Origin of the sequence: Nonomuraea sp. NPDC005730 (genome assembly GCF_040630865.1) — a bacterium.
Lineage (GTDB): Bacteria > Actinomycetota > Actinomycetes > Streptosporangiales > Streptosporangiaceae > Nonomuraea.
Window position 1 is genome coordinate 53,776 of sequence record NZ_JBEXYK010000025.1, and the last position, 22,919, is coordinate 76,694.

The following is a 22,919-nucleotide window of genomic DNA, read 5'->3' on the forward strand; positions in this document are numbered from 1 at the left end:
CGGGCGCTAACGAAGGTAGGAGGCGCCGTTGAGGTCGAGGACGGTGCCGCTGGCCCATTCGGCCGCCGGGGAGGCCAGGTAGAGCACGGCGGCGGCGATCTCGTCCGCCTCCCCGACCCGGCCGAACGGGCTCTGCGCGCGGATCGCGTCCCCCGCGGGCGGCTTGAGGTGTTCGGTGGTCATGTCCGTCGCGACGAAGCCGGGGGCCACGGAGGCGACCGCGATGCCGTGCGGGGCGAGGGCCACGGCCAGCGACTGGCTCATGGCGTTCAGGCCCGCCTTGCTCGCGCCGTAGCCGGGGGCGTCGGGCTCGCCGCGGAAGGCGCCGCGGGAGCTGACGTTCACGATGCGGCCGCCGGCGCGCATGTGGCGCAGGGCGCACCAGGCGAGGTTGGCCGGGCCCAGCAGGTTCACCTCGAACGCCTGGCGCCAGGCGGCCTGCCACTCCTCGTACGACGTCGTGGTGATGGGGTGGAGATGGTAGACGCCCGCGTTGTTGACCAGGACGTCGAGCCCGCCCAGCGCCCCGGCCGCCTCGTCGGCCATGCGCCGCACGCCCTCGGGGTCGGCCAGATCGGCCTGGACGACGACGTGCCCCGCGCCCGCCAGCTCGCCGAGCACGCGCCCGGCCGCCCGCGCGGAGTCGCGATGGTGGACGGCGACCCGGTCACCCTGGGCGGCGAACGCCATCGCCACCGCCCTGCCGATGCCCCTGGACGCTCCCGTGACGAGTACCGCGCGACCGCTCACCCGCCGCACCCTAGCAGCCGCCTTCGGCAAGGCTGCCGGGGCCCCGGAGCCTCGGGTCAGCCGCCGTGTTCGGCCCAGTCGTGCAGGGCGTCGACGGTGCCGGAGGCGTCGAGGTTGAGCGCCGCCTCGATCAGCGCCAGATGCGTGAACGCCTGCGGGTAGTTCCCCGTCATGTGCCCGTCGCCGGTCATCTCCTCGGCGAACAGCCCGAGCGGCTCGGCCCGCGCGCACAGCGTCTCGAACCGGTCCCTGGCCTCGGCCGTCCGCCCGGCCAGCACCAGCGCCGAGACCATCTCGAACGAGCACATCAGGAACGCCCCCTCCGGCCCGTCCACGCCGTCGCGGGTGGTCTCGGGGTCGTAGCGGTGCACGAGGGCGCCGCCCTCGCCCAGCCGGGTTTGGATGTGGTCGAGGGTGCCGAGCACGCGGGGGTCGTCGCCGGCCAGGAAGCCGAGCAGCGGCAGCCGCAGCAGCGAGCCGTCGGCCTGGTCGGACCCGTAGGACTGGGTGAAGGCGCCGACGTCGGCGTTGTAGCCGCGGTCGAGCAGCTCGGCGCGGACGGCCTCGCGCTCGGCCCGCCACTGCGCCAGGGGCAGGTTGTGCTCGCCGTGCTCGCCGATGGCCTCCGCCAGCCGGACCGCGCGGTCGAAGCAGACCCAGGCGTACAGCTTGGAGTAGGTCCAGTGGCGTTCGCCGTCGCGCACCTCCCAGATGCCGGCGTCCGGCTCCCGCCACCGCTCGCGGGCCCGCTCCACCAGCCGCCACAACACCGGGCCGCCGCTCAGCTCGCCGGTCACGCCGTGGTAGGCCATGGCCGCGTCCAGGACGTGGCCGTAGCCGTCGAGCTGGTGCTGACCGGCGGCGCCGTTGCCGATCCGCACCGGACGCGAGCCCGCGTACCCCTCCAGGTGGCCGAGGACGGTCTCGCCGGCGACCGGCCCGCCGCCGACGCCGAACACCGGCGGCAGGTCCCCCTCGTGGATCGCGCACTGGCCGAGCAGGAACGTCAGGTAGCGGCCCGCCTCCTCGCGATGGCCGAGCCGCAGCAGCGCGAGCACCATGAGCGCGGCGTCGCGGTGCCACACGTAGCGGTAGTCCCAGTTGCGCTGCCCGCCGAGCCACTCCGGCAGCGACGTCGTGGGCGCCGCGAGCAGCCCGCCGCTCTCGTCGAACAGCAGCCCGCGCAGTACGACCGCGCTGTGCCGCACCTGCCGCGCCCCCACCCCGTCGTAGGCCGAGCGCGACGACCACGAACGCCACGACCGCACGGTGTCCGCCAGCAGCCGCTCGGGGTCGCTGACGGGTGTGTGCCCCTGCCCCGCGTAGTCGAGCGCGACCGCCCACGACTCGCCCTCGCCGAGCGTGGTCTCGGCCAGCGGCCGTGCCGTCGGCCCGTCGATCAGCCCGTCCGTCGGCCCGTCGATCGGCCCGTTCATGCCGGTCAGCAGCAGGCCGGACTCCTCGGCCAGCACGCCGTCGCGCGGCGTCCAGCGGGCCTCCCGGGTGGCGTAGTCGGGCCTGGCCAGCACCCGCGAGCGCACGACCGCCCGCCCCCGCTCGCACCTGGCCCACCGCACCAGCAGCCGGACGGGCACCACGCCGCTGCCGCCCGTCCCCGGCGGCGACGTGGCGAAGAAGTCGTGCACCACGACCTCGCAGTCGCGGCCGACCCAGCGGGTGCGCAGCACCAGCGTCTCCTCGACGTAGCCGCGCCCCTCGACCCGCGCGCCCGCCACGTCGAACTCCCACGCCCCGCCGAGCCGCCGGTCGAGGATGCGCGCGAACACGCTCGGACCGTCGAAGCGCGGCGCGCACATCCACTCCACCGCCCCGTCGGGCGCGACCAGTGCCGCCGTGTGACAGTCCGACAGGAACGCGTACGCCCCGATCGGTGGAAATCCCCCGGCCATCCGTGCACCCCGTACCTCTTCATCGCGCCCCCCGTGCCGGGTTGCCCGATGTCGCCGCAGGTTAAACGGGGTGCGCGGGCAGCCGGCGGTCGAGCAGGAGAGCGCCGCGGCCCGGCAGCAGGGAGGCGCACCACTCGCGCAGCGCGGCCGGCCGGGGGCCGCCGACGTCGGCGGTGTCGAGCAGGTCGGCCCAGTCGAGCAGCGACTCGGCCAGCATGAGCGGCACCCCGCTGCGTTCGTGCACCTCGGCGGCGGCCTCGAAGTGCTCGCTCGCCCGCGCCGGGTCGCCCATCGTCACGCACAGGTGGGCCAGGTAGTGGTGGCCGCAGTGGTGGGCGACCGTGCCGTGGCCGAACGTCTCGCCGTCGGCGGCCAGCGAAGCGTACAGCCGTTCGGCCAGCTCAGGACGGCGCAGATGCGCGGCGGCCACGGCCAGGTTGTCCAGGGCGGGCCGGTGGGCCATGTTGCGCGGCGGCACGCCGCCGCGGTCGGCCAGGATGCGGTCGAGCAGCGGCCCGGCCTCCTCGTCGCCCATCTCGCACAGGTAGCGCAGCACGGCGTGCACCGGGTCGACGCGGGGCGCCTGGGCGGCGCGGCGCAGCCGGTCGCGCAGCTCCCACAGCCGGCCCTGCAGACGGCGGATCTCGGAGATCTGCTCGGAGTAGATGGCCACGGCCTCCAGGCGGCGGCCGATCTCGGTGCCGAGCCGCATGGCCGACAGCGCCTCGGTCTCGGCCTGGGCCAGGTCGCCCTGCATGAGCGTCAGGCCCGCCCTGGAGTAGCCGATCAGCCAGTTGAGCTGCGGCTGGGCCAGCCGGCGGGCCAGCTCGTCGGCCTGGTCGAGCAGCGTCGCGGCGCGCGTGGTGTCGCCGCTGTCCAGCACGGGCGGGGTGCGCTGGACGTAGGCGTGGAACAGCGCCAGGTCGTCGCCCGTGCGGCGGGCCGCCTCCAGCATCTCGTCGCCGTCGCGGTGGCGCTGGTGCAGCGGGTCGGCCGGGATGATCGTCAGGCTGCGCATGCCGAGCACGCTGGCCAGCGTGCGCGGGTCGCCCGACTTGCGGGCCAGCGCGACCGCCTCGTCGCTCAGCGCGAAGCGCCGCTCGCCGTCGGGCGCCCAGATCAGCTCGGAGGCGAGCAGGGCGGCCAGCAGCGCCCGGGTGCTGAGGTCGGTCGAGTCGACCAGCTTGCGCGCCTCGGTCAGCAGCGCGATGCGGCGCTGGTCGGGGGCGGCGGAGATGCTGGAGAAGCCGCGGTCGCCGCCGAGCGCGGCCACCACGATCAGGTCGTCGCGCCCGCACTCCCTGGCCAGCTCGGCGGCCTGGTGCAGGGTCTCCCTCGCCTCGGGGTGCCCGGCCAGCCACATCGCCCGGCCGCAGTCCATCAGCAGCTCGGCACGCCGTTCGGGGGAGGCGCCCGGGAAGTCCGCCAGCAGGCCGAGCACCCGCTGGTACCAGGTGACCGCCTCGCGGTGCGCCAGCCCGGCCAGCGCGTGGCGGGCCGCCTGCACGCCCGCCTCGGCGGCCTCGGCCGTCCGGCGCGGGTCGCGGCCGTGCTCGGCGGCGGCCAGCAGGTGGGTGGCCACGACGTACGGGCGCGACTCCATGGCCTGCGGGTCGGCCTGGCACAGGGCGTCGGCGACCCGGCCGTGCAGCAGCCCGGCGCGGGGGGCCGACAGCGTGGCGTACAGGGCGGCACGGGTCAGCTCGTGGGAGAACTGGCACTGGCCGCCGTCGGCCATGGTCACCAGGCCCGCGCCCATGGCCTCCTCGACGGCGGCCACGAAGCGCGCCTCGTCCAGGCCGAGGCCCAGGCGCAGCGCGGCCGACTCCATGCGCTCGCCCACGGCCAGCAGGCTGACCAGGTCGCGGGCGTCGGGGTGGAGCTGCGCCAGGCGCGCCCGGACCATGCGGGTGACCGAGTCGGGGACGGTCAGCGCGTCGAGGTCGGCGCCCGCGGCCAGCTCCCTGGCCACCTCGGTGACCAGGAACGCGTTCCCGCCGGTGATCCGGTACAGCAGCTCGGGGTCGCCGTCGCTGCGCACCTCCGACAGGGCCCGGCTGACCTCGTCCATGCCGAAGGAGGAGACCTGCACCAGGCGGCCGTCGGCGGTCAGCTTGTGCAGCTCGGGCATCGCCGACTCGACGGGCACCGGGCGCGAGGTGGCCAGGATCAGCAGCGGCAGCGAGTCGGCGTCCCACATCAGGGAGTGCAGCATCTGCAGCGACTCCAGCGTCGCCCACTGCAGGTCGTCGATCACCAGCAGCACCGGCCGTACGGTGGCCAGGCGCTCGATGAGCGTACGGGCCGCGGCCATCAGGTGGTAGCGCTCGGAGACCGGCTCGGTGGCGGGCGGCACGGCCAGCGACAGCGGGGGAGCGGCCAGCGAGGGCGCCAGCCGGACGAGCTGCCCGCACTGCTGGTCGACCCCGGCCCGCAACAACAGCGCCGGCGAGGTGCGGGCCAGCCGCTCGACCGCCCCGGCGATCGGCTCGTACGCCTGCCGCGCCGGATCGGTGCACCGCCCCGCCAGCACGGTGAACTGCCGCTTGAGCGCCCGCCGCGCCACGACCGAGGCCAGCCGCGTCTTGCCGACCCCCGGATCGCCCTGAAGGATCACCAGCCCGCTGCCGAACTCGGCCGCCCCCAGCTCCTCCTCCAGCGCCCGCAGCTCCTCGTCCCGGCCGACGAACGGCAGCACGTGCCCGCTGTCCAGCCAGGGGGCCAGCCCGCCGGCGTGCTGGTTGTCGGCGCTCTGCCAGTGGAGCTCGTAGGTGTGCATCGGCTCCCGCAGGCCCTTGCCCGGCAGCCGGCCCAGGTCCTTGAACTCGTGCCGGCTGCGGCCCTGGGCCAGGCGGCGCACCAGGTCGGTGCAGAGCACCTGGCCGCCCTCGGCCACCGCGACCAGGCGGGCCGCCTCCACCGTGGGCAGCCCGCTGACGTCGTCGGCGCCCCAGCACACGTCGCCCGCCGCCAGCGCGGCCCTGATCGAGATCTTCTCCAGCGCCCGCTCGTTCTCGGCCGCGACGGCCTGCTCGACGGCGATGACCGCGTCGAGCCCGGCCGTGGCCGAGCCGAACACCGCCATCAGCCCGTCGCCCAGGCTCTTGGTGAACGTCGAGCCGCTGGCCGTCACCACCGAGTGCAGCAGCTGGTAGAGCCGGCGGAAGACGACGTTGGCGCGTTCCTCGCCGAGCCTGATCCGCATGGCTGTGGAGCTGACCACGTCGGTGAACAGGATGGTCGCCGTGGTCAGCGTGCCCGGCTCGTGCGGGGTGCTCACGCCGGTGGTCCCTCCTTCCGCACGGGGGCCCTGGCGGCCTTGCCCACGCCCTTCCGCACGCCCTTGCGGACGCTGTGGCGGAGCCTGCGCGTGCGGCGCGCCGTCTTCGACTGCCGGACGCGCCACTGGGAGGCCAGCTCCTCGGGGATCTGGAAGGCGGCGTGGCCGCCCGAGTAGCGGTCGATCATGGCGATGACGATGTGCTTGCCCGCCCGGCGCACCAGCCAGCGCACCACCGCGTCGACCGGGCCCATCAGGCGGCCGTACCGGTTGCCGGCCCTGGCCGCGGTGAACAGCGCGTTGAACCACCACGCCGGCGGCGGCACGTCGAGCAGCGCCGGAACCTGGGCGCCGTTGTAGCGGGCGTCGCGGAAGACCCAGTGCACCAGGCTGCGCGGCAGCTTGCGCCAGCCCAGGTGCATGAACTCCTCCATCTCCGCCAGCAGCACGGCCATCAGCCTGCGGCCCTCTTCGCTCGACTCGTACAGGCGGCCGAGCCGTTCGCTGACCGGCGGCACGTCGTCGAGGGTGAGCGGCCGGTCGCGGCACGCCTCGACGCCCATGAGGTGGCCGAAGACGCTCCACGTGTACAGATGGGCGGCCTTGTCGTCGTCGCTGAGGCGCACCCCCATGCTCTCCAGAGCCTCCCACGTGACGACCGAGAAGTCGAAGATGGTGGCCAGCAGCAGTTCCTGGTTGACCGGCGGGCCGAACCTGGCGGTGTCCCAGTCGTCGCCGAAGTGCTCGGTGGCCAGCGCGCGCACGAACGAGTGCAGGATGCGCAGCCCGATCGCCGTCGTGTGCCCCGGACGGCCCGGCGTCAGGCTGTCGGTGGCCTTCAGGCCCATGACGTCCACCAGCATCTGGCCGGTCTCGGCGACCCGGCGGGTGAGGCTGTGCGTGGCCAGGTCGCTCACGCCGGCCAGCACCTTGGCGCTGGAGATCTCGACGTAGGCCATGGGCAGGCACTTGCAGAACAGCGCGACCGACTGGTACAGCCCGTAGTCGGAGAAGACGGCCTGGCCGCGGGCCAGCAGCTCGGCGTCGCCGCCCCACTCGGGCAGGTCCTTGCTGAAGTCGATGGCGTCGAAGATGGCCGAGGGGCCGGTCTCGCCCGAGGGGGCCCGTGCCTCTCGCTTGGCCCGGCCGAGCTCCACCACGACCGCGCGCAGCAGGGACAGGGCGTTCTCGCCTGCGGGCCTGGTCTCCAGGTAGCCGGCCACGATCTTGTCGATGTCCGGGTCGGCCTGCTGCCGTAACTGCCGGAACCGTTCCGCCGGCCAGCGCTCGGCGGGGGCGTTGTCGTGCTCGTTCATGTTCCCCGTACTCCAGATCCGGTCAGAGGCCCCCGCGTTTGCGCAGCGCCTCGACGTCCAGCAACGTGATGGTCCGCCCCTTCATGGCGATGAGGCCGCGGGCGGCGAGCGACTGCAGGGCCCGGTTGACCGCCGGGCGGGACGCGCCGATCAGCGCGGCGAGGTCCGACTGGGTCAGCCCCGGCATGTCCACGACCGGGCCCTGGGTCTGGCCGCGCTTGACCGACAGTTGCAGCAGCAGCTTGGCCAGGCGCCCGCCCAGGTCGAGGAAGGCGAGGTCGGCGGCCTGCCCGGTGAGCCGGCGCACCATCTGCCCGAGCATGCGCAGGAACTCGTCGGCGAGCCCGGGATGCTCCCGCATCAGCTCCAGCAGCCGCGCCCTGGGCAGCGCGAAGATCCAGCAGGGGCGCACGGCGATGATCGACGCCGACCGCGGCGAGTCGTCCAGCAGCGCCATCTCGCCGAAGGTGTCCGCACGGCCCAGCATGTTGAGCACGATCTCGTCGCCGTGCTCGGTGGTGAAGACGACCTTCACCAGGCCGTCGAGCAGCACGTACAGGGACTCGCCCGGATCGCCCTGGTGCAGGATGATCTGCCCGTTGCGGTATCGGCGCGCCACCCCGGCGCGCACGGTGCTCGTGATTCCGGCCTGTCCGAGCACGCGGAACAGCGGGACCTCCGCCAGCACGGCGGCGACCGCCTGGACGTCGTGTGGAACCGCCCCGCTGCTGGCGCTCATGGAAGAACTTTAGGACGCGAACGCCGATCGGGCAGTAAGTGGTAAGCGATCTCCCGAATGTGACGAGCGCCACACCCGCACTGTGTCGTCCGCGACAGTGTGCGAAGGCGGCCGGGAGCACCGTTGGGGGGCCGGTCGAACGAGGTTGACCCCCATGGACCCCGGCCGGCGGGGAGACGATGATGCAGTTGGATACGTTGGAGCGCCGCGACACCGCCACCCTCGTGTCGGACGCCCAGGAGGGCGACGCCCAGGCGTGGGAGCGGCTGGTCGAGGAGTTCACGCCGATGCTGCGGTCGAGGATCCGGCGCTTCCGGCTCGGCCACGAGGACGCCCAGGACGTGCTCCAGACCACCTGGTTGCTGGCCTGGCAGAACCTCAAGAGCGTCGCGGACCCCCAGCGCATGCCCGGCTGGCTGGCCACGATCGCCTTCCGCGAGTGCCTGAAGCTGACCAGGCGCACCCGGGAGATCTGCACGCCCGACCTCGACACGCTCGGCAGCACGGACGACGTGGACAGGGAACTGGCCAGGATCTGGCTGGCCGGCACGCTGGAGGAGCTGGTCGAGGAGCTGCCCGCGGCCCAGCGCGTGCTGTTTCGAGCACTCACGGAAACCTCCGAGCCGCACTACGTGGACGTCGCCCGCCGGCTGGGCCGGCCGGTCGGCAGCATCGGCCCCACCCGCGCCCGCTGCTTCGCCAGGCTGCGCGGGCTCCTGCAGGACCGCGAGATCACCAGGGACTTCCTGGACTGAGTCCTAGTTTCCTGACCGGTCAAGAGGGATCGCCTCCAGGAAGGGCTCGAAGTCGAAGCGCGCCATCTCGTAGGCGTCGGGATCGGTCTCCTCGGGGAAGGCGTAGACCTTGCGCCGCATCCCGGGGAGCAGCCGGTCGGCCTGCGGAGCCTCGGGGACCGGCTCCGGCAGCGTGCCGCGGGCCGTCTCCGCCTCCAGGGCCGCGGTGAGCTCCGGCCCGAACGGCGGGTCGTAGAGCGCGCCCACCCGCTGGTAGGTGCGGAAGTAGCCGACGATGAAGCGCATGCGGTCGGGGTAGGACACCCAGTCGATCACCCCGGCCGTGGCCTGCTCGACGTCGTCCGGGATGAACTCCTCGGCGAGCTCGCGCACCTTCTCGTTCCTGATCGGCCGCCAGGCGAGCGCCATGTCCACGCCCGGCGGCGGGGCGAGCGGCCGGCCGACCTTGACGTCGCTGAGCGGCGTGCGCACGGCGAACAGGTGACGGGTGTAGAGCGAGGACCATTTGGCCTCCAGCACGCGCGTCAGCCACGGCTGGTCCTCGTGCCGGGCGCTGAACAGCGGGAAGCGGGGGTAGGGCCGCCGGGTCACCAGCGAGCGCAGCGACCGCCACGACATCCGGGTCAGCCACCGCACCGGCCGGTACAGCACCAGCTCCAGAGCCTTCTGCGCGCGCTTCTGCTCGTACGCCGACAGCGCCACGCTCGCCCCGAACATCAGCTCGGCCCGCTCGTCCGGGTCGGTGGCCGCGTGCGCCTGCCTCAGCAGCAGGGCGGCGTCCCGCAGGTAGCGCTCGTCGGCCTCCTCCAGCAGCCCGGACAGGAACTCCGGCGGCATCGGCGTGTTCTCCGACTCCGGGCTCACCTTGACGTAGCAGTCGGGCGTGCCGTTCCACAGGTTGGCCGCCAGGCTCGCGGTCTCCAGGAAGATCGCCCGGTTGGCCAGCGCCAGCCCGAGCTGGTAGCTGGGGCCGAGCAGGGTCAGCAACATGGCGCGGAACAGGCGGCGCAGGCGCGCGGGCACGTGCAGCCGGTCGCCGAAACCGGTCAGGAAGGGCGAGCCCGGGGCCAGGTCGAGGCTCTCGGCGACCGCCTTGGAGGTCCATTTGGCGTAGCAGTACCAGTTGGTCGCGTCCTGGCCCAGGTGCTGGGCGAGGTCCCCGGCGACACGGTGGTAGCCATGGGCGATGACCATGGCCTCAAGTGCAGGGTTCCTGTCCTTGCAGGCGGCGATGCGCAGCACGTCGTCCGCCGTCATCGGAGCGCCTGGCGCAAGCGCTTGTTCCACTTCGGACATGAGGTCTCCCGTCAGTGGTCCCCCCTGGGACCGTCGATCCTCACCGGGTCAGAGCGCGTCCGGTGACGTGAGATACAGGGCGGCGGATACAGGGCGGCGGTCTCGCTTTCCCCGTGACCGCCGCCCGGAGCGTAGGGCCGGTGACTTGCGGTGTGGTTGCAGGGCGATCCGGGCCCCCCCCGGGGCGCCCGCCGCCCCGGGAGGGGCCCGGGGCGGCGGCCGTCATTCCTTCACCGATATCTTGCTGATCACGACGAAGCCGCCGAGCGCCCCCGCGGAGCCGGCGGCCGTCGTCGTGGTGAGGTTGACCACCAGGTCATAGGTGCCCGGGCCGAGCTGGCCGCGCATCGGGACCGACGCGGTGTACCGTCCCGAGCCAGGGGTGAACGTCATCTCCACGGGAGGCGAGGGATGACGGGTCTCACCACCTCCCAGCAGGTCGGCGATGATCTCCACATGCCACCGTCCCGCCAGCCAGTCGACCAGCTCGCCGGCGACCTCCCAGCTCACGTCAACGGTCCAGCCCTCGCCGCATCTCACGACGTTCGTGGGCTGGGCGCCCGGGTCGACAACCTGACCGTGCAGCACGCCGCTCAACTGCTCGGCCGGAACCTTCATCACCTGGAACTCACCGGTCGCCATGTCGCTGTCTCCTCTCCGGGGGGAACCAGGTCCCCGTACGGAGAGGCAGAGCGGCGGGACAGCCGGGTAAATACCGGGTGTATTCAAGGACACAAAGCCGGGACGTACCGCCCTGGGCACTACGGTGGAGGCGTGATCAACGACCGCCCGGCCCCCGCGTCGAGGGCCCGGCTCGCCGCCGGCTGGCTCGCGCTCGCGGGCGGCTCCCCGGCCGCGCGGGCCGCCGGCGCCGAGCTGATCGCCCGCTGGGCCGAGCCCCACCGCCGCTACCACACCCTCGGCCACCTGGCCGCCGTGCTGGCCGCCGTCGACGACCTGGCCGGGGAGGCCGCCGACCCCGCCGCGGTGCGCCTGGCCGCCTGGTTCCACGACGCCGTCTACGACGGCAGGCCCGGCTGGGACGAGGAGCGCAGCGCCCAGCTCGCCCAGGCGCGCCTGCCACGCTGCGGGGTGCCGCCCGGCCGGGTCGCCGCGACCGCCCGGCTGGTCCGCCTGACCGCCGCCCACGACACGGTGGCCGCCGGCGACCGCGACGGCGCCGTGCTCTGCGACGCCGACCTGGCCGTGCTGGGCCGCCCCGGCTACGACGCCTACGCCGCCGACATCCGCCGCGAGTACGCGCACGTGCCCGACGACCTGTTCCGGCGGGGCCGCGCGCAGGTGCTGCGCAGGCTGCTGGCCGCCCCGCGGCTCTACCGTACGGACCGGGCCCGCGAGCTGTGGGAGGAACCCGCCCGCGCCAACATGACCGCCGAGCTGGACCGCCTGGCGGAAGGCTGAGGCAGGCTAGGGCGCGTGGCGCTTGCGGCGGCGCAGACCGGCGGCGATCAGGCGGCGCAGCAGCTCGCGCGAACTGACCGGCTCGGCGCCCAGCGACACCGCCCGCGCGTGCACGGTCTCGGGGACGTCGTAGTGGTCCCGGTCGAAGGCCCGGCCCGGCACCCCGAGCCGGGCCGCGAACGCGTGGAGCTCCTCCAGCGAGCTGTCGCTCACCAGGTGCGACCACATCAGGCCGCGCGGCCCCGGCCAGTCGGGGGGATCGATCAGAACCGTCACGCCCTCAAGGGTAGGACCCGGCCGCGCACGCCGAGCTCGCCCAGATCGGGCACCACGACGTGCGCGCCGTGCCCGGCCAGCGCGGCGACGTCGCCCGGACCGTTCCGGGTGACCGCCACGACCAGCCCGAAGCCGCCCCTGCCGGCCGCCTGGACGCCGGGCAGCGCCGCGTCCACCACGGCGGCCCGTCCGGCGGGCAGCGCCAGGCGGCGCACGGCCTCCAGGAACAGGGCGGGGTCCGGCTTGCCCGGCAGGTTCATCAGGGCCGCGTCGCCGCCGTCCACGACCAGGTCGAACAGGTGCGCCACGCCCGCGGCGGTCACCAGCCGGCGGCCGTGCAGGCTGGCCGAGACGGCGGCCGTGCGGGCGCCCCGGTGGCGCAGCTCGTGCAGCAGGGCCACGGTGGCGGGGAAGGCGGCCACGCCGTACTTGTCCACCTGCGCGATGAAGATCTGGTCCTTGGCCAGGCCGAGCCCGTGCACGGTGGGCGCGCCCGGCTCGTCGTCGGGATCGCCTTCGGGCACGGTGAGGCCGCGCGCGGCGAGGAAGGTGCGCACGCCGTCGAGCCGCGGCCGGCCGTCGACGTGCCGGAGGTAGTCGTCACGGATGTCGAACGGGTCGCAGCGGCCGCGCAGGAAGGCGTCGAAGACGTGTTTCCAGGCGGCCGCGTGCACCCGGGCGGTGTCGGTGACCACGCCGTCGGTGTCGAACACGACGGCGCCGATCGAGGCGAGGTCGATGACGGGGTCGATGACGGGCTCGTTCACACTGTGAACGTAACCGCTCTACCAGGCGACGGGTAGCTCCTTGACCCCGTACACGATGGCCAGCTCCCTGAACGGCACCTCGCCCGAGACGTGCAGGTCCGGGAAGCGGCGCAGCAGGGCGGGGAAGGCGATGCGCATCTCCATCTGGGCGAGCGGCGCGCCGATGCAGCGGTGGATGCCGTGGCCGAAGGCCAGGTGCGAGCCGGCGGTCTCGCGGCCGGGGCGCACCTCGTCCATGTCGGGGCCCAGCGAGGGGTCGCGGTTGGCGCCGGTCAGCGAGCACAGCACCATCTCACCCTTCTTGATCGGCACGCCGTGCAGCTCCAGGTCCTCGCGGGCGAAGCGCGGGAAGGCCACCTGCACGACCGTCATGTAGCGCAGCAGTTCCTCGACGACGTCGTTGACGTAGCCGTCCACCTCGCGGACCTTGGCGGCCTGCTCGGGGTGGCGCATGAGCCAGAGCGCGCCGAGCGCGAGCATGCTGGTGCTGGTGTCGTGCCCGCCGGTGAGCAGGCCGTCGGACATGCTGGCCAGCGTGCGGTCGTCGAGGTCGTCGCCGTGCTCGCGCAGGAGCTGGCCGAGCAGGCCCTCGCCCGGGTCGCGCCGCTCGCGGGCGACCAGGTCCACCAGGTACGCCATCGCGTCGTTGATCGCCTGCAGGGACGCCTCGGGGCCGGCCGACAGGTCGAACCGGTCCTTGCTGATCTTGACGAAGTCGGCGCGCTCCTCGTACGGGACGCCGAGCAGCTCGCACACCACCAGCGACGGGATCGGCAGCGCGAAGTCCTCGACCAGGTCCGCGGGCGGGCCCTTGGCCTCGATGCGGTCCAGGTGCTCCTCGACCATCGCCTCGATGCGCGGCTCCAGCCGGCGCAGGCGGCGCATGGTGAACTCGGGGGTCAGGTACTTGCGCAGCCGCGTGTGCTCGGGCGGGTCGCGGAAGCCGAGGCCGCCGGGATCCTCCTGGTTGGAGCCCAGGCCGGAGATGCCGGCGAAGTCGTTGCTGAACCGTTCGTGGTCGCCGAGGACACCGCGTACGTCCTCCCAGCGCGTGACCAGGTGCACGGTCTGGTCGCCGGGGATCTTCATGGGGAAGACGGCGTGTTCGGCCCGGATGCGGCCGAGCTCGGCGACCGGGTCGAAGTCCTCGCGCATGAACTGGACGAAGGGGAACTCTGAGTCAGACATGGATATCCGTCCTGCTGGGATACATCGCACTATGTTGGGATAAATCCCTCGGTAGATGGTCCCATCCGGACAGGCGGCTGTTGCCCTCCGAAAGGACGAAATTGCCGCTCACCCTCACGTCCCACCTGGCCACCCGCCCGATCGTCCATCTGGCCGCCCGTCCGGCCACCCGTCCGTGAGCCCGTGGGGAGGCCGTGCGGTGAGGCCGGGGTGCGCCTCATTGTGCGCCGGGTCGCGGGCCGCCGACTAGCCACAACTCCCTTCTGGTACGGCGTGTGTCACAGGAACCGGTGGGAGACAGGGGAAATCCGTGGCGTTTGGCGTACAAGGGGGCGACAGTCTGCGATGATCTCGTCGCAAGACAAGCTGGAGTTGAGCCTCGCGGATAGTGACTGATGCCGACATTTGAGGAAATAGCAGCCTTCGTCGCCGAGAAGCCGTTCGCCACCGCCGTCATCGCCCTGCTGGGCCTGGCCGGGCTCGTGCTGGCGTTCCTGGTGCTCAGGATGGCCTGGCGCGCGGGCACCTGGTTATTCGCCCGCTACGTCGCCCCCCGTCCCATCGAGGACGTGCTCACCGTCGTCGCCGCCTCCATCGCCACCGGCGTGTCCGCCCAGGGCATGTGGCGCTTCTCCGGCGACGTGCTGGGCCTGGACGGGCCGCTCCGGCTGCTGCTGTTCGCCTTCATCGAGGTCGCCATCATCACCTCGGCCGTCCGCGCCCGCCGCAACATGCGGGAGAACTTCTCCGCCGGCATCGACGGCATCGCGGTCTGGGCGCTGACCTGCCTGACCGCCGTCCTGTCCAGCATGGACGCCCGCAGCCTGCCCGAGGCCGTCTTCCGCCTGGCCGCCCCGCTGGTCGCCGCCTGGCTCTGGGAACGCGGCATGGCCATCGAACGCCACCGCATCCGCGGCACCGGCCGCATCAACTGGCGCCTGACCCCCGAACGCCTGCTCGTCCGCATGGGCCTGGCCGAGGTCAGCGACCGTACCGCCTCCGAGGTCGACGCCCACCGCCGGCTCACCCGCGTCGCCCTGGCCGCCAAGCGCGCCAAGGCGCTGCGCGACGGCGGCGCCTCCGAGCGCAAGATGCGCGGCGCGCTGGCCAAGCTCGACAAGGCCATGGACCAGGCCGTCGAGCACACCGGGCTGGCCGTCGACCAGTCGCGCCAGGAGGCGCTGCTGGCCCAGATCGCCGCCCTGTACAACACCACCGCGCTCATCGACGCCGACCCGCGCGTGCCGTGGGAGCCCGAGGCCGACCACCGTCCCGTGCCCGCCCGCCCGGCGCTGCCGCCCGCGCTGGCCGAGCTCGTCGAGGACGAGGACGAGGACGTCGAGGTGTTCGACGCCACCCCCCAGGTCGTCGACACCGCCCAGCGCGCCGCCCAGATCAGGGCCGCCCGGGAGTTCTGGGACCGGCAGATCGCCAAGCGCATCGTGCCGCGCTCGGTGGACATCGCCCAGGAGATCGGCATCTCGCTGGCCACCGCGCGCGAGTATCGTGCCCTGTGGAAGCTGGAGCCGCAGGCGCACGCCCTGATCGAGGCTCTGTACCAGCAGCACGGCATCGTCGACACCGGCGCCTTCCCGGCCATCGCCGACGACGGGCGGGTGCTGGCCAAGTAGGGGGAGCTCGGTTGCGGGAGCGCACGCTCGAACGCGTCAGGAAACTCCTGGCCAAGGCCGAACGCACGGACAACGAGCACGAGCGGGCCACCTTCCTGGCGGCCGCCTCCGCCCTGATGGCCAAGTACGGCATCGACACCCTCCCGCCGCCCGGCACCCGCCAGACCCCCGGCGACCGGATCGTCACCCTGCCCGCCCCGTGGGCCAGGGAGAAGGCCCGCCTGGTCAGCCTGGTCGCCCAGGCCGTCCGCTGCCGTCCGCTGCTGATCGGCCGCGGCGACGGCGGCCAGCGGGTGCACGTGTTCGGCTTCGCCGCCGACCTCGAACGCGCCGACGTGCTGGCCACGTCGCTGCTGCTGCAGATGGCCTCCGGCCTGGCCCGCGTACGGCCGCCGGGCGAGCTTGCCGCCGCGCGGGCCTACCGGCGCTCGTGGCTGCTGGGGTTCACCGACGAGGTGTACCGGCTGCTGCGCGAGGCCGAGTGGCGCGCCGCGACCGAGGCCGAGGCCGCCGGGGCCGGCACCGCGCTGGTGCTGGCCGACCGCCGGGCCGAGGTCGACCTGGCGGTGGCCGCCCACTACCCGCGCATCCGCATGTCGGTCCCGACGACCAGCGGCACGGGCTACCGCGCGGGCGTGCTGGCGGGCCGGCACGCCGACCTCGGACGCACCGGCATGCCCGCCGCCACCGCCCGCGAGCTGCCCCGCTGAGGCGCCCGGCCGCTCAGCCCAGCGCGGCCGAGACCAGCGAGCGGGCCTCCTCCTGCACCTTGGCCAGGTGGTCGGGGCCCTTGAAGGACTCGGCGTAGATCTTGTAGACGTCTTCGGTGCCCGACGGGCGGGCGGCGAACCAGGCGTTGTCCGTCGAGACCTTCACGCCGCCGAGCGCCGCGCCGTTGCCGGGGGCCGCGGTCCGCACCGCGGTGATCGGCTCGCCGGCCAGCGACGACGCCGTCACCTGGTCGGCCGACAGCTTGGCCAGCACCGCCTTCTCCTCGCGGGTGGCGGGCGCGTCGACCCGGGCGTAGGCGGGCTCGCCGAACCGCTCGGTCAGGCGGCGGTAGTGCGCGCTCGGCGACTCGCCGGTCACCGCCAGGATCTCCGAGGCCAGCAGGGCGAGGATGAGGCCGTCCTTGTCGGTGGACCAGGGGGAGCCGTCGCGCCGCAGGAACGAGGCCCCCGCGCTCTCCTCGCCGCCGAACCCGAGCGAGCCGTCGAGCAGCCCGGGGACGAACCACTTGAAACCGACCGGCACCTCGTAGAGGCGCCGCCCGAGCGAGGCGGCGACCCGGTCGATGACGCCGCTGCTCACCATCGTCTTGCCGATCCCCGCCGCGGCGGGCCAGCCTTCGCGGTGGGCGTACAGGTAGGAGATGGCGACGGCCAGGTAGTGGTTGGGGTTCATCAGGCCGTCGGGGGTGACGACGCCGTGGCGGTCGGCGTCGGCGTCGTTGCCGGTGGCGATGTCGTACCTGTCGCGCTGCGCGATCAGCGACGCCATCGCGTACGGCGACGAGCAGTCCATGCGGATCTTGCCGTCCCAGTCGAGCGTCATGAACCGCCAGGTGGGGTCGACCAGCGGGTTGACCACGGTCAGGTCGAGGCGGTGGCGCTCGGCGATCTCGCCCCAGTAGGCCACGCTCGCCCCGCCCAGCGGGTCGGCCCCGATGCGCACCCCGGCCGACCTGATCGCGTCGAGGTCGACCACGGACGGCAGGTCGTCGACGTACGTGCCGAGGAAGTCGTAGCGGCCGGCCGCGTCGAGGGCCTTGGCGTAGGAGATCCGGGACACCCCCTTCATGCCGTCGGCCAGCAGCTGGTTGGCGCGGTCCTGGATCCAGGAGGTGGCGTCGGTGTCGGCGGGGCCGCCGTGCGGCGGGTTGTACTTGAAGCCGCCGTCGGAGGGCGGATTGTGCGACGGCGTCACCACCACGCCGTCGGCGAGCCCGGACGCGCGGCCCCGGTTGTGCCGCAGGACGGCGTGCGAGACGGCGGGGGTCGGCGTGTAGCCGTCGCGGGAGTCGATCAGCACCTCGACCCCGTTGGCCGCGAACACCTCCAGCGCCGACACGCGGGCGGGCTCGGACAGCGCGTGCGTGTCGATGCCCAGGAACAGCGGCCCGTCGGTGCCCTGGGCGGCGCGGTATTCGCAGATGGCCTGGCTGGTGGCCAGGATGTGGTCCTCGTTGAAGGCCGTCCGCAGCGAGGACCCGCGGTGGCCCGACGTGCCGAACGCCACCCGCTGCGCCACCTCGGCGGGGTCGGGGTGCAGGGCGTAGTAGGAGGTCACCAGCCGGGCGACGTCGACCAGGTCGGCGGGCTGGGCGGGCTGTCCTGCGCGATCGTGCGTCATGAGGCCACTTTACAAATCCGCCCCCTTCGTACGGGTGAGCGCGCCCGCGGGCGTGGGAAGATACAGGCGCGTCTGCCTCCAGAATGGAGTTCTGTTTCCATGCGTTTCGGATATTTCCTGAATGAACGGCAAGGGCCCGACCCGCTCGGCGCGCTCCGCGACGAGATCGCCCAGGCGGCCGAGGACGGCTTCGCCTCCGCCTGGCTGTCCCACATCTTCGGCCTCGACGCCCTCACCGCGCTGGCCGTGGCCGGCTCCCAGGTGCCCGGCATCGAGCTCGGCACCTCTGTCGTGCCCACCTACCCGCGGCACCCGGCGGCCCTGGCCCAGCAGGCGATGACGGCCAACGCCGCGCTCGGCGGCCGGCTGGCGCTCGGCATCGGCCTGTCGCACCAGGTCGTCATCGAGCACATGTTCGGCCTCAGCTTCGAGCGCCCCTACCGCCACATGAAGGAGTACCTCGACGTGCTGCTCCCGGCCGGCCGGGGCGAGCAGGTCAAGGCGGTGGGCGAGACGATCAGGGCCGACGTGCGGCTCACCACGCCGGGCGCGGGCTTCCCGGTGCTCGTCGCCGCCCTCGGCCCGCGCATGCTGAAGCTGGCCGGCACGGTGGCCGACGGCACGGTGTTGTGGATGACCGGCCCGAAGACGGTGGCCGAGCACGTCGCCCCGACCATCACCGCCGCCGCCGCGGAGGCGGGCCGCCCGGCGCCGCGGATCGTCTGCGCGCTGCCCGTCTGCGTCACCGACGACCCCGCCGCCGCGGTCGAGCGCGCCAACGAGATCTTCGCCGTCTACGGCACGCTGCCCTCCTACCGGGCCATGCTCGACCGCGAGGGCGCCGCCGGGCCCGGGAACGTCGCGGTCGTCGGCGATGAGGAGTCCGTGCTCGCCCAGCTCGAACGGCTGCGCCAGGCCGGGGTGACCGACTTCGTCGGCGCGACCTTCGCCGAGCGGGACCGCACCCGTGAGCTGCTCATCGGCGCGTCGAAGGGTTCATAGGGGGACATCTCAATAAACTCCGGCAAGGTGAAGCGCTTGCTGCATGGCATAGACGTGTCGAACTGGCAGGGCTCCGTCGACTGGGCCGGTCACGCCGAGGCCGGGGTCTCCTTCGCCTTCGCCAAGGCCACCGAGGGCGGCGACTGGACCGACCGGTGGTTCGCCCGCAACTGGTCGGGAATGCGCGAGAGCTGGCTGGTGTGCGGCGCGTACCACTTCGCCCGGCCCAAGGGCGACCCGATCGAGCACGCCCGGCACTTCCTGGCGGTGCTCAGGTCGGCGGGCGGCCTGCGCAGGGGCGACCTGGTGGCGCTCGACCTGGAGACCGGCGACGGGCGGCGCCCCGAGCAGGTCGCCAGGTACGCGCGCCGCTGGTGCCACCACGTCGAGCGGCACGCCGGTCTGCGGCCCTTCATCTACACCGCCCACTGGTTCGCCCGCTCGGGGAACTGCGCCGGCCTGGCCGACTACCCGCTGTGGATCGCCTCCCCGGAGAGGCCGCGCGGCGAACCCCTCGTGCCGCCGCCGTGGCGCGACTGGACAATTCACCAATATGCCAGCAGTCCGCTCGACCGGAACCTCTTCCACGGCACCCGCCAGGACCTGACAAGGCTGGGGTTTCACCCGCGATAGCATCGGTGTTCACCATCGAACCAGCCTCGGTGCCGGGCATCGAGCGCGATCCAAGGGAGACACCGTGTCAGCCGAGCTACGCATCACCCTCGCCGGAGCCGAGCGTGTGGTCGCGGCCGGCACGACGGCCGGTGAGGCGCTGGAGGCCGACGGCCGCACCGTCATCGCGGCCCGGGTCAACGGCGAGCCGCGCGACCTCGCGTACCCCCTGGCCCAGGACGACGTGGTCGAGCCGATCGAGGTCTCCAGCGAGGACGGCCGGGCCATCGTCCGCCACTCCACCGCGCACGTCATGGCCCAGGCGGTGCAGGAGCTGTTCCCCGAGGCCAGGCTGGGCATCGGCCCGCCCGTGGAGAACGGCTTCTACTACGACTTCGACGTCAAGCAGGCGTTCAACCCCGACGACCTCAAGCGCGTCGAGAAGCGCATGCGGGAGATCGTCAAGCAGGGGCAGCTGTTCTCCCGCCGGGCCGTCAGCGACGAGCAGGCGCGCGAGGAATTGGCCGGCGAGCCGTACAAGCTGGAGCTGATCGGGCTCAAGGGCGGAGCGGCCGACGAGGAGAGCGTCGAGGTCGGGGCCGGGCAGCTCACGATCTACGACAACCTCGACCCCAAGAGCGGCGAGCTGTGCTGGAAAGACCTGTGCCGGGGGCCGCACGTGCCCTCCACCCGGTCGATCCCGGCGTTCAAGCTCATGCGCTCCGGCGGCGCCTACTGGCGCGGCAGCGAGAAGAACCCGCAGCTCCAGCGCATTTACGGCACCGCCTGGGAGTCCCGCGACAAGCAGGACGAATACCTGAAGAGGCTGGAGGAGGCCGAGCGGCGCGACCACCGCAGGCTCGGCGCCGAGCTCGACCTGTTCTCCTTCCCCGACGAGCTGGGCTCGGGCCTGGCGGTCTTCCACCCCAAGGGCGGCGTGATCCGCAAGGTGATGGAGGACTACTCGCGGCGCAGGCACGAGGAGGCCGGCTACGAGTTCGTCAACACCCCGCACATCACCAAGGAGAGCCTCTACCAGGTCTCGGGCCACCTCGACTGGTACAAGGACGGGATGTTCCCGCCCATGGAGCTGGAGGGCGCCCGCTACTACCTCAAGCCGATGAACTGCCCGATGCACAACCTGATCTTCAGGGCGCGCGGGCGGTCCTACCGCGAGCTGCCGCTGCGGCTGTTCGAGTTCGGCACGGTCTACCGTTACGAGAAGTCCGGCGTGGTCCACGGCCTGACCCGGGTGCGCGGCCTGACCCAGGACGACGCCCACATCTACTGCAGCCGCGAGCAGATGCGCGACGAGCTGACCTCGCTGCTGCGCTTCGTCCTCGACCTGCTGCGCGACTACGGCCTGGAGGACTTCTACCTCGAGCTGTCCACCAAGGACCCGGAGAAGTTCGTCGGCTCCGACGAGGTGTGGGAGGAGGCCACCACGACGCTGCGCGAGGTGGCCGAGGCCGAGAACCTCCACCTGGTGATGGACCCGGGCGGCGCGGCCTTCTACGGGCCGAAGATCTCCGTCCAGGTGCGCGACGCCATCGGCCGCACCTGGCAGATGTCCACCATCCAGCTCGACTTCAACCTGCCCGAGCTGTTCGACCTGCAGTACCAGGCGGCCGACGGCTCCCGGCAGCAGCCGGTCATGATCCACCGGGCGCTGTTCGGCTCGGTCGAGCGTTTCTTCGGCGTCCTGGTCGAGCACTACGCCGGGGCGTTCCCCGCGTGGCTGGCGCCGGTGCAGGTGGTCGGCATCCCGATCGCCGACGCCCACGTGCCCTACCTCCAGGACGTCGCCAAGCGGCTGCGCGAGCGGGGCATCAGGGTCGAGGTCGACGCGGCCGACGACCGCATGCAGAAGAAGATCCGCAACGCGCAGAAGGCGAAGGTCCCCTACATGCTGCTGGCCGGTGACGACGACATCGCCAACGGCGCGGTGTCCTTCCGTTACCGCAACGGCGAGCAGAAGAACGGCGTGCCCGTCGAGGAGGCCATCGCCGAGATCGTCAACGCCGTGGAGCGCCGCGTCCAGGTGTGACCCGCCGGTCCCGGCTCGGCCGGGACCGGCATTCCCTGGCCCGCCGTTTCCGGCCAGGCCGGGAAGCCTTCCCGGCCTGAGCCGTTCTCCGGGCGGCTCAGGCCCCGGCCGGAAGTCAGCGGGGGAACAGGCGGAACGCGACCGCCGGGCGGCCACCGAAGCGCTCGCCGGCCTCCCGCGCGGAGCCCTCGATCAGCTCGCGGGCGTAGACCTCCGGGGCCTGATCGGTGAGGGCCTCGATGTAGGCGCGGTGCTCCAGCAGCGACCGCACGCCCCGCTCCAGCCCGTCGGTGACGTCCACGGCGTGGGTGGGGGAGTTGGAGCCGGCGACGGCGACCCAGCGCACGCCGTTCCAGGGCGCGGCGTCGGTGTCGGGAAATATCCAGCGATTTCCGGCGTCTCCGGCGGCGTCCAGCACCGCACGGCCCACAGCCCGGTGGTCGGGCGTGTTCCAGTACGTGCCGCCCCACGTGTCGTCGGGGTTGAGGGTGATCACCAGCTCCGGGCGGTGCCTGCGGATGGCGGCGGCGATGTCCCTCCTGAGCGCCGTCCCGTACTCGACGACCCCGTCGGCGTGATCGAGGAACTCCACGGTGGTCACCCCCACCACGGCGGCGCTGGCCCGCTCCTCGCGCTCGCGCACCGGCCCGCACGCGGCGGGGTCGAGCGTGTCGATGCCCGCCTCGCCGCGGGTGGCGATCAGGTAGGAGACCTCGCGCCCGGCGTCGGTCCAGGTGGCGACGGCGGCGGCGCAGCCGTACTCCAGGTCGTCGGGGTGGGCCACGACGGCCAGGGCGCGCTGCCAGTCGGCGGGCATGGGTTCGAGTCGCTGTGCCATGCCCACACCTTAGGGCCGCCGCGAAGGGCAGGGGATCACGCCGGAAGAGCGGGCGCTCCGCGCGGGGTCCTATGCTGCTTGGTATGCACGATCAGGCAGGGGCCGGGGCGCCCGACAACTTCCAGCGGTTGTGGACCCCGCATCGCATGGCCTACATCAAGGGCGAGAACAAGCCGACGGGCACCGGGCCGGGCGACGGCTGCCCGTTCGACGAGATCCCCCGGATGAGCGACGAGGACGGCCTGATCGTGGCCAGGGGAGAGGTCGTCTACGCCGTCCTCAACCTCTACCCGTACAACTCCGGCCACCTGATGGTCGTGCCCTTCCGGCACGTGTCCGGCTACGACGAGCTGACCCCGGCCGAGGTCGCCGAGCTGGGTGACTTCACCCAGCGGTCGCTGCGCGCGCTGCGCAAGGCCAGCGGCGCGCAGGGCTTCAACGTGGGCATGAACCTGGGCCAGGTCGCGGGCGCCGGCATCGCCGCCCACCTGCACCAGCACGTGGTGCCGCGGTGGGGCGGCGACACGAACTTCATGCCGGTCGTGGCGCAGACGAAGGTGCTGCCCCAGCTCCTGCACGACACCCGGCAACTGCTGGCCGACGCCTGGACGCACTAGGCACAGCCACCACCCGGCACCGCCCCGAGGAGCGCTGACCTCGACGGGCTCCGAGCGCGTCCGGCTTGAAGCGTGCTCCGGGCGCGTTCGGCTTGAATCGTGCCCCGAGCGTGGCCGTGTG

The 22,919-nt window shown here is 73.0% G+C and carries 20 protein-coding genes; 8 read left to right on the top strand and 12 right to left on the bottom strand.

Annotation, left to right across the window (positions count from 1 at the left end):
* Window positions 1-6: 6 nt before the first annotated feature.
* The 5 genes from ABZ444_RS26650 to ABZ444_RS26670 form a co-directional block, all read right to left on the bottom strand.
* Window positions 7-750 (bottom strand): SDR family oxidoreductase, encoded by a 744-nt coding sequence (locus tag ABZ444_RS26650; RefSeq protein ID WP_358002147.1) that lies wholly within the window; start codon window positions 748-750, stop codon window positions 7-9.
* A 56-nt stretch (window positions 751-806) separates the two neighbouring features.
* Window positions 807-2,660 carry a glycoside hydrolase family 15 protein gene (locus tag ABZ444_RS26655; protein WP_358002150.1) on the bottom strand — a complete coding sequence of 618 codons (1,854 nt, stop codon included), beginning with the start codon at window positions 2,658-2,660 and terminating at the stop codon, window positions 807-809.
* Window positions 2,661-2,721: 61 nt separating this feature from the next.
* Window positions 2,722-5,940 (bottom strand): AAA family ATPase, encoded by a 3,219-nt coding sequence (locus tag ABZ444_RS26660; protein ID WP_358002153.1) that lies wholly within the window; start codon window positions 5,938-5,940, stop codon window positions 2,722-2,724.
* On the bottom strand, window positions 5,937-7,256 hold the full coding sequence (locus ABZ444_RS26665; RefSeq protein WP_358002156.1) for an oxygenase MpaB family protein: 1,320 nt from the start codon (window positions 7,254-7,256) through the stop codon (window positions 5,937-5,939). Before ABZ444_RS26665 ends, ABZ444_RS26660 begins: the two co-directional genes overlap by 4 nt.
* Window positions 7,257-7,278: 22 nt before the next feature.
* Window positions 7,279-7,995 carry a Crp/Fnr family transcriptional regulator gene (locus tag ABZ444_RS26670; protein ID WP_358002159.1) on the bottom strand — a complete coding sequence of 239 codons (717 nt, stop codon included), beginning with the start codon at window positions 7,993-7,995 and terminating at the stop codon, window positions 7,279-7,281.
* Window positions 7,996-8,183: 188 nt separating this feature from the next.
* Here ABZ444_RS26670 and ABZ444_RS26675 point away from each other — a divergent pair, with 188 nt between their 5' ends.
* Complete coding sequence (locus ABZ444_RS26675; RefSeq protein WP_358002162.1) at window positions 8,184-8,750, top strand: sigma-70 family RNA polymerase sigma factor; 567 nt, start codon at window positions 8,184-8,186, stop codon at window positions 8,748-8,750.
* Between the two features lie 3 nt (window positions 8,751-8,753).
* Here ABZ444_RS26675 and ABZ444_RS26680 read toward each other — a convergent pair whose 3' ends face one another.
* Together ABZ444_RS26680 and ABZ444_RS26685 are read right to left on the bottom strand one after the other, a co-directional pair.
* A complete protein-coding gene (locus tag ABZ444_RS26680) occupies window positions 8,754-10,007 on the bottom strand; it encodes a hypothetical protein (protein ID WP_358002165.1) in 1,254 nt (417 codons plus the stop codon).
* Between the two features lie 261 nt (window positions 10,008-10,268).
* Window positions 10,269-10,688 (bottom strand): hypothetical protein, encoded by a 420-nt coding sequence (locus ABZ444_RS26685; RefSeq protein ID WP_357964138.1) that lies wholly within the window; start codon window positions 10,686-10,688, stop codon window positions 10,269-10,271.
* 132 nt (window positions 10,689-10,820) lie between these two features.
* On the opposite strand from ABZ444_RS26685, the gene ABZ444_RS26690 reads away from it, so the two are divergent.
* Entirely contained in the window at window positions 10,821-11,468 is a 648-nt protein-coding gene (locus ABZ444_RS26690) for a metal-dependent phosphohydrolase (protein ID WP_358002168.1), read from the top strand.
* A gap of 6 nt (window positions 11,469-11,474) precedes the next feature.
* On the opposite strand, the gene ABZ444_RS26695 is transcribed toward ABZ444_RS26690, so the two are convergent.
* The 3 genes from ABZ444_RS26695 to ABZ444_RS26705 are packed head-to-tail and all read right to left on the bottom strand — an operon-like array spanning window position 11,475 to window position 13,699.
* Complete coding sequence (locus tag ABZ444_RS26695) at window positions 11,475-11,744, bottom strand: DUF4031 domain-containing protein (RefSeq protein ID WP_358002171.1); 270 nt, start codon at window positions 11,742-11,744, stop codon at window positions 11,475-11,477.
* Window positions 11,741-12,511, bottom strand: a complete 771-nt coding sequence (locus tag ABZ444_RS26700) for an HAD family hydrolase (RefSeq protein WP_358002174.1) — start codon at window positions 12,509-12,511, stop codon at window positions 11,741-11,743. The genes ABZ444_RS26695 and ABZ444_RS26700 overlap by 4 nt, the downstream gene beginning before the upstream one ends.
* 18 nt (window positions 12,512-12,529) lie before the next feature.
* Window positions 12,530-13,699 carry a cytochrome P450 gene (locus tag ABZ444_RS26705; protein ID WP_358002176.1) on the bottom strand — a complete coding sequence of 390 codons (1,170 nt, stop codon included), beginning with the start codon at window positions 13,697-13,699 and terminating at the stop codon, window positions 12,530-12,532.
* A 395-nt stretch (window positions 13,700-14,094) separates the two neighbouring features.
* On the opposite strand from ABZ444_RS26705, the gene ABZ444_RS26710 reads away from it, so the two are divergent.
* Window positions 14,095-15,330, top strand: a complete 1,236-nt coding sequence (locus ABZ444_RS26710) for a hypothetical protein (protein WP_358002178.1) — start codon at window positions 14,095-14,097, stop codon at window positions 15,328-15,330.
* A gap of 11 nt (window positions 15,331-15,341) precedes the next feature.
* A complete protein-coding gene (locus ABZ444_RS26715) occupies window positions 15,342-16,040 on the top strand; it encodes a DUF2786 domain-containing protein (RefSeq protein WP_358002180.1) in 699 nt (232 codons plus the stop codon).
* Window positions 16,041-16,053: 13 nt separating this feature from the next.
* On the opposite strand, the gene pgm is transcribed toward ABZ444_RS26715, so the two are convergent.
* On the bottom strand, window positions 16,054-17,682 hold the full coding sequence (gene pgm, locus ABZ444_RS26720; protein WP_358002182.1) for a phosphoglucomutase (alpha-D-glucose-1,6-bisphosphate-dependent): 1,629 nt from the start codon (window positions 17,680-17,682) through the stop codon (window positions 16,054-16,056).
* Window positions 17,683-17,781: 99 nt separating this feature from the next.
* Here pgm and ABZ444_RS26725 point away from each other — a divergent pair, with 99 nt between their 5' ends.
* The 3 genes from ABZ444_RS26725 (at window position 17,782) to thrS (ending at window position 21,343) form a co-directional block, all read left to right on the top strand.
* Window positions 17,782-18,684 (top strand): LLM class F420-dependent oxidoreductase, encoded by a 903-nt coding sequence (locus ABZ444_RS26725; protein ID WP_358002184.1) that lies wholly within the window; start codon window positions 17,782-17,784, stop codon window positions 18,682-18,684.
* A gap of 36 nt (window positions 18,685-18,720) precedes the next feature.
* Window positions 18,721-19,317, top strand: coding sequence for a glycoside hydrolase family 25 protein (locus ABZ444_RS26730; RefSeq protein ID WP_358002186.1), 597 nt, complete (start codon window positions 18,721-18,723; stop codon window positions 19,315-19,317).
* Between the two features lie 64 nt (window positions 19,318-19,381).
* Window positions 19,382-21,343 (top strand): threonine--tRNA ligase, encoded by a 1,962-nt coding sequence (gene thrS / locus ABZ444_RS26735; RefSeq protein WP_358002188.1) that lies wholly within the window; start codon window positions 19,382-19,384, stop codon window positions 21,341-21,343.
* Between the two features lie 115 nt (window positions 21,344-21,458).
* Here thrS and ABZ444_RS26740 read toward each other — a convergent pair whose 3' ends face one another.
* On the bottom strand, window positions 21,459-22,181 hold the full coding sequence (locus tag ABZ444_RS26740; RefSeq protein ID WP_358002191.1) for a PIG-L deacetylase family protein: 723 nt from the start codon (window positions 22,179-22,181) through the stop codon (window positions 21,459-21,461).
* Between the two features lie 83 nt (window positions 22,182-22,264).
* Between ABZ444_RS26740 and ABZ444_RS26745 the strand changes: the two genes are divergently transcribed.
* On the top strand, window positions 22,265-22,798 hold the full coding sequence (locus ABZ444_RS26745; RefSeq protein WP_358002194.1) for an HIT domain-containing protein: 534 nt from the start codon (window positions 22,265-22,267) through the stop codon (window positions 22,796-22,798).
* Window positions 22,799-22,919: the final 121 nt, after the last annotated feature.

Coding starts and splice junctions, on each gene's coding strand:
- ABZ444_RS26665 (WP_358002156.1), bottom strand. CDS start 7,256: ATGAACGAGCACGACAACGCCCCCGCCGAGCGCTGGCCGGCGGAACGG.
- ABZ444_RS26655 (WP_358002150.1), bottom strand. CDS start 2,660: ATGGCCGGGGGATTTCCACCGATCGGGGCGTACGCGTTCCTGTCGGAC.
- ABZ444_RS26685 (WP_357964138.1), bottom strand. CDS start 10,688: ATGGCGACCGGTGAGTTCCAGGTGATGAAGGTTCCGGCCGAGCAGTTG.
- pgm (WP_358002182.1), bottom strand. CDS start 17,682: ATGACGCACGATCGCGCAGGACAGCCCGCCCAGCCCGCCGACCTGGTC.
- ABZ444_RS26680 (WP_358002165.1), bottom strand. CDS start 10,007: ATGACGGCGGACGACGTGCTGCGCATCGCCGCCTGCAAGGACAGGAAC.
- ABZ444_RS26710 (WP_358002178.1), top strand. CDS start 14,095: ATGCCGACATTTGAGGAAATAGCAGCCTTCGTCGCCGAGAAGCCGTTC.
- ABZ444_RS26670 (WP_358002159.1), bottom strand. CDS start 7,995: ATGAGCGCCAGCAGCGGGGCGGTTCCACACGACGTCCAGGCGGTCGCC.
- ABZ444_RS26725 (WP_358002184.1), top strand. CDS start 17,782: ATGCGTTTCGGATATTTCCTGAATGAACGGCAAGGGCCCGACCCGCTC.
- ABZ444_RS26740 (WP_358002191.1), bottom strand. CDS start 22,181: ATGGCACAGCGACTCGAACCCATGCCCGCCGACTGGCAGCGCGCCCTG.
- ABZ444_RS26705 (WP_358002176.1), bottom strand. CDS start 13,699: ATGTCTGACTCAGAGTTCCCCTTCGTCCAGTTCATGCGCGAGGACTTC.
- ABZ444_RS26745 (WP_358002194.1), top strand. CDS start 22,265: ATGCACGATCAGGCAGGGGCCGGGGCGCCCGACAACTTCCAGCGGTTG.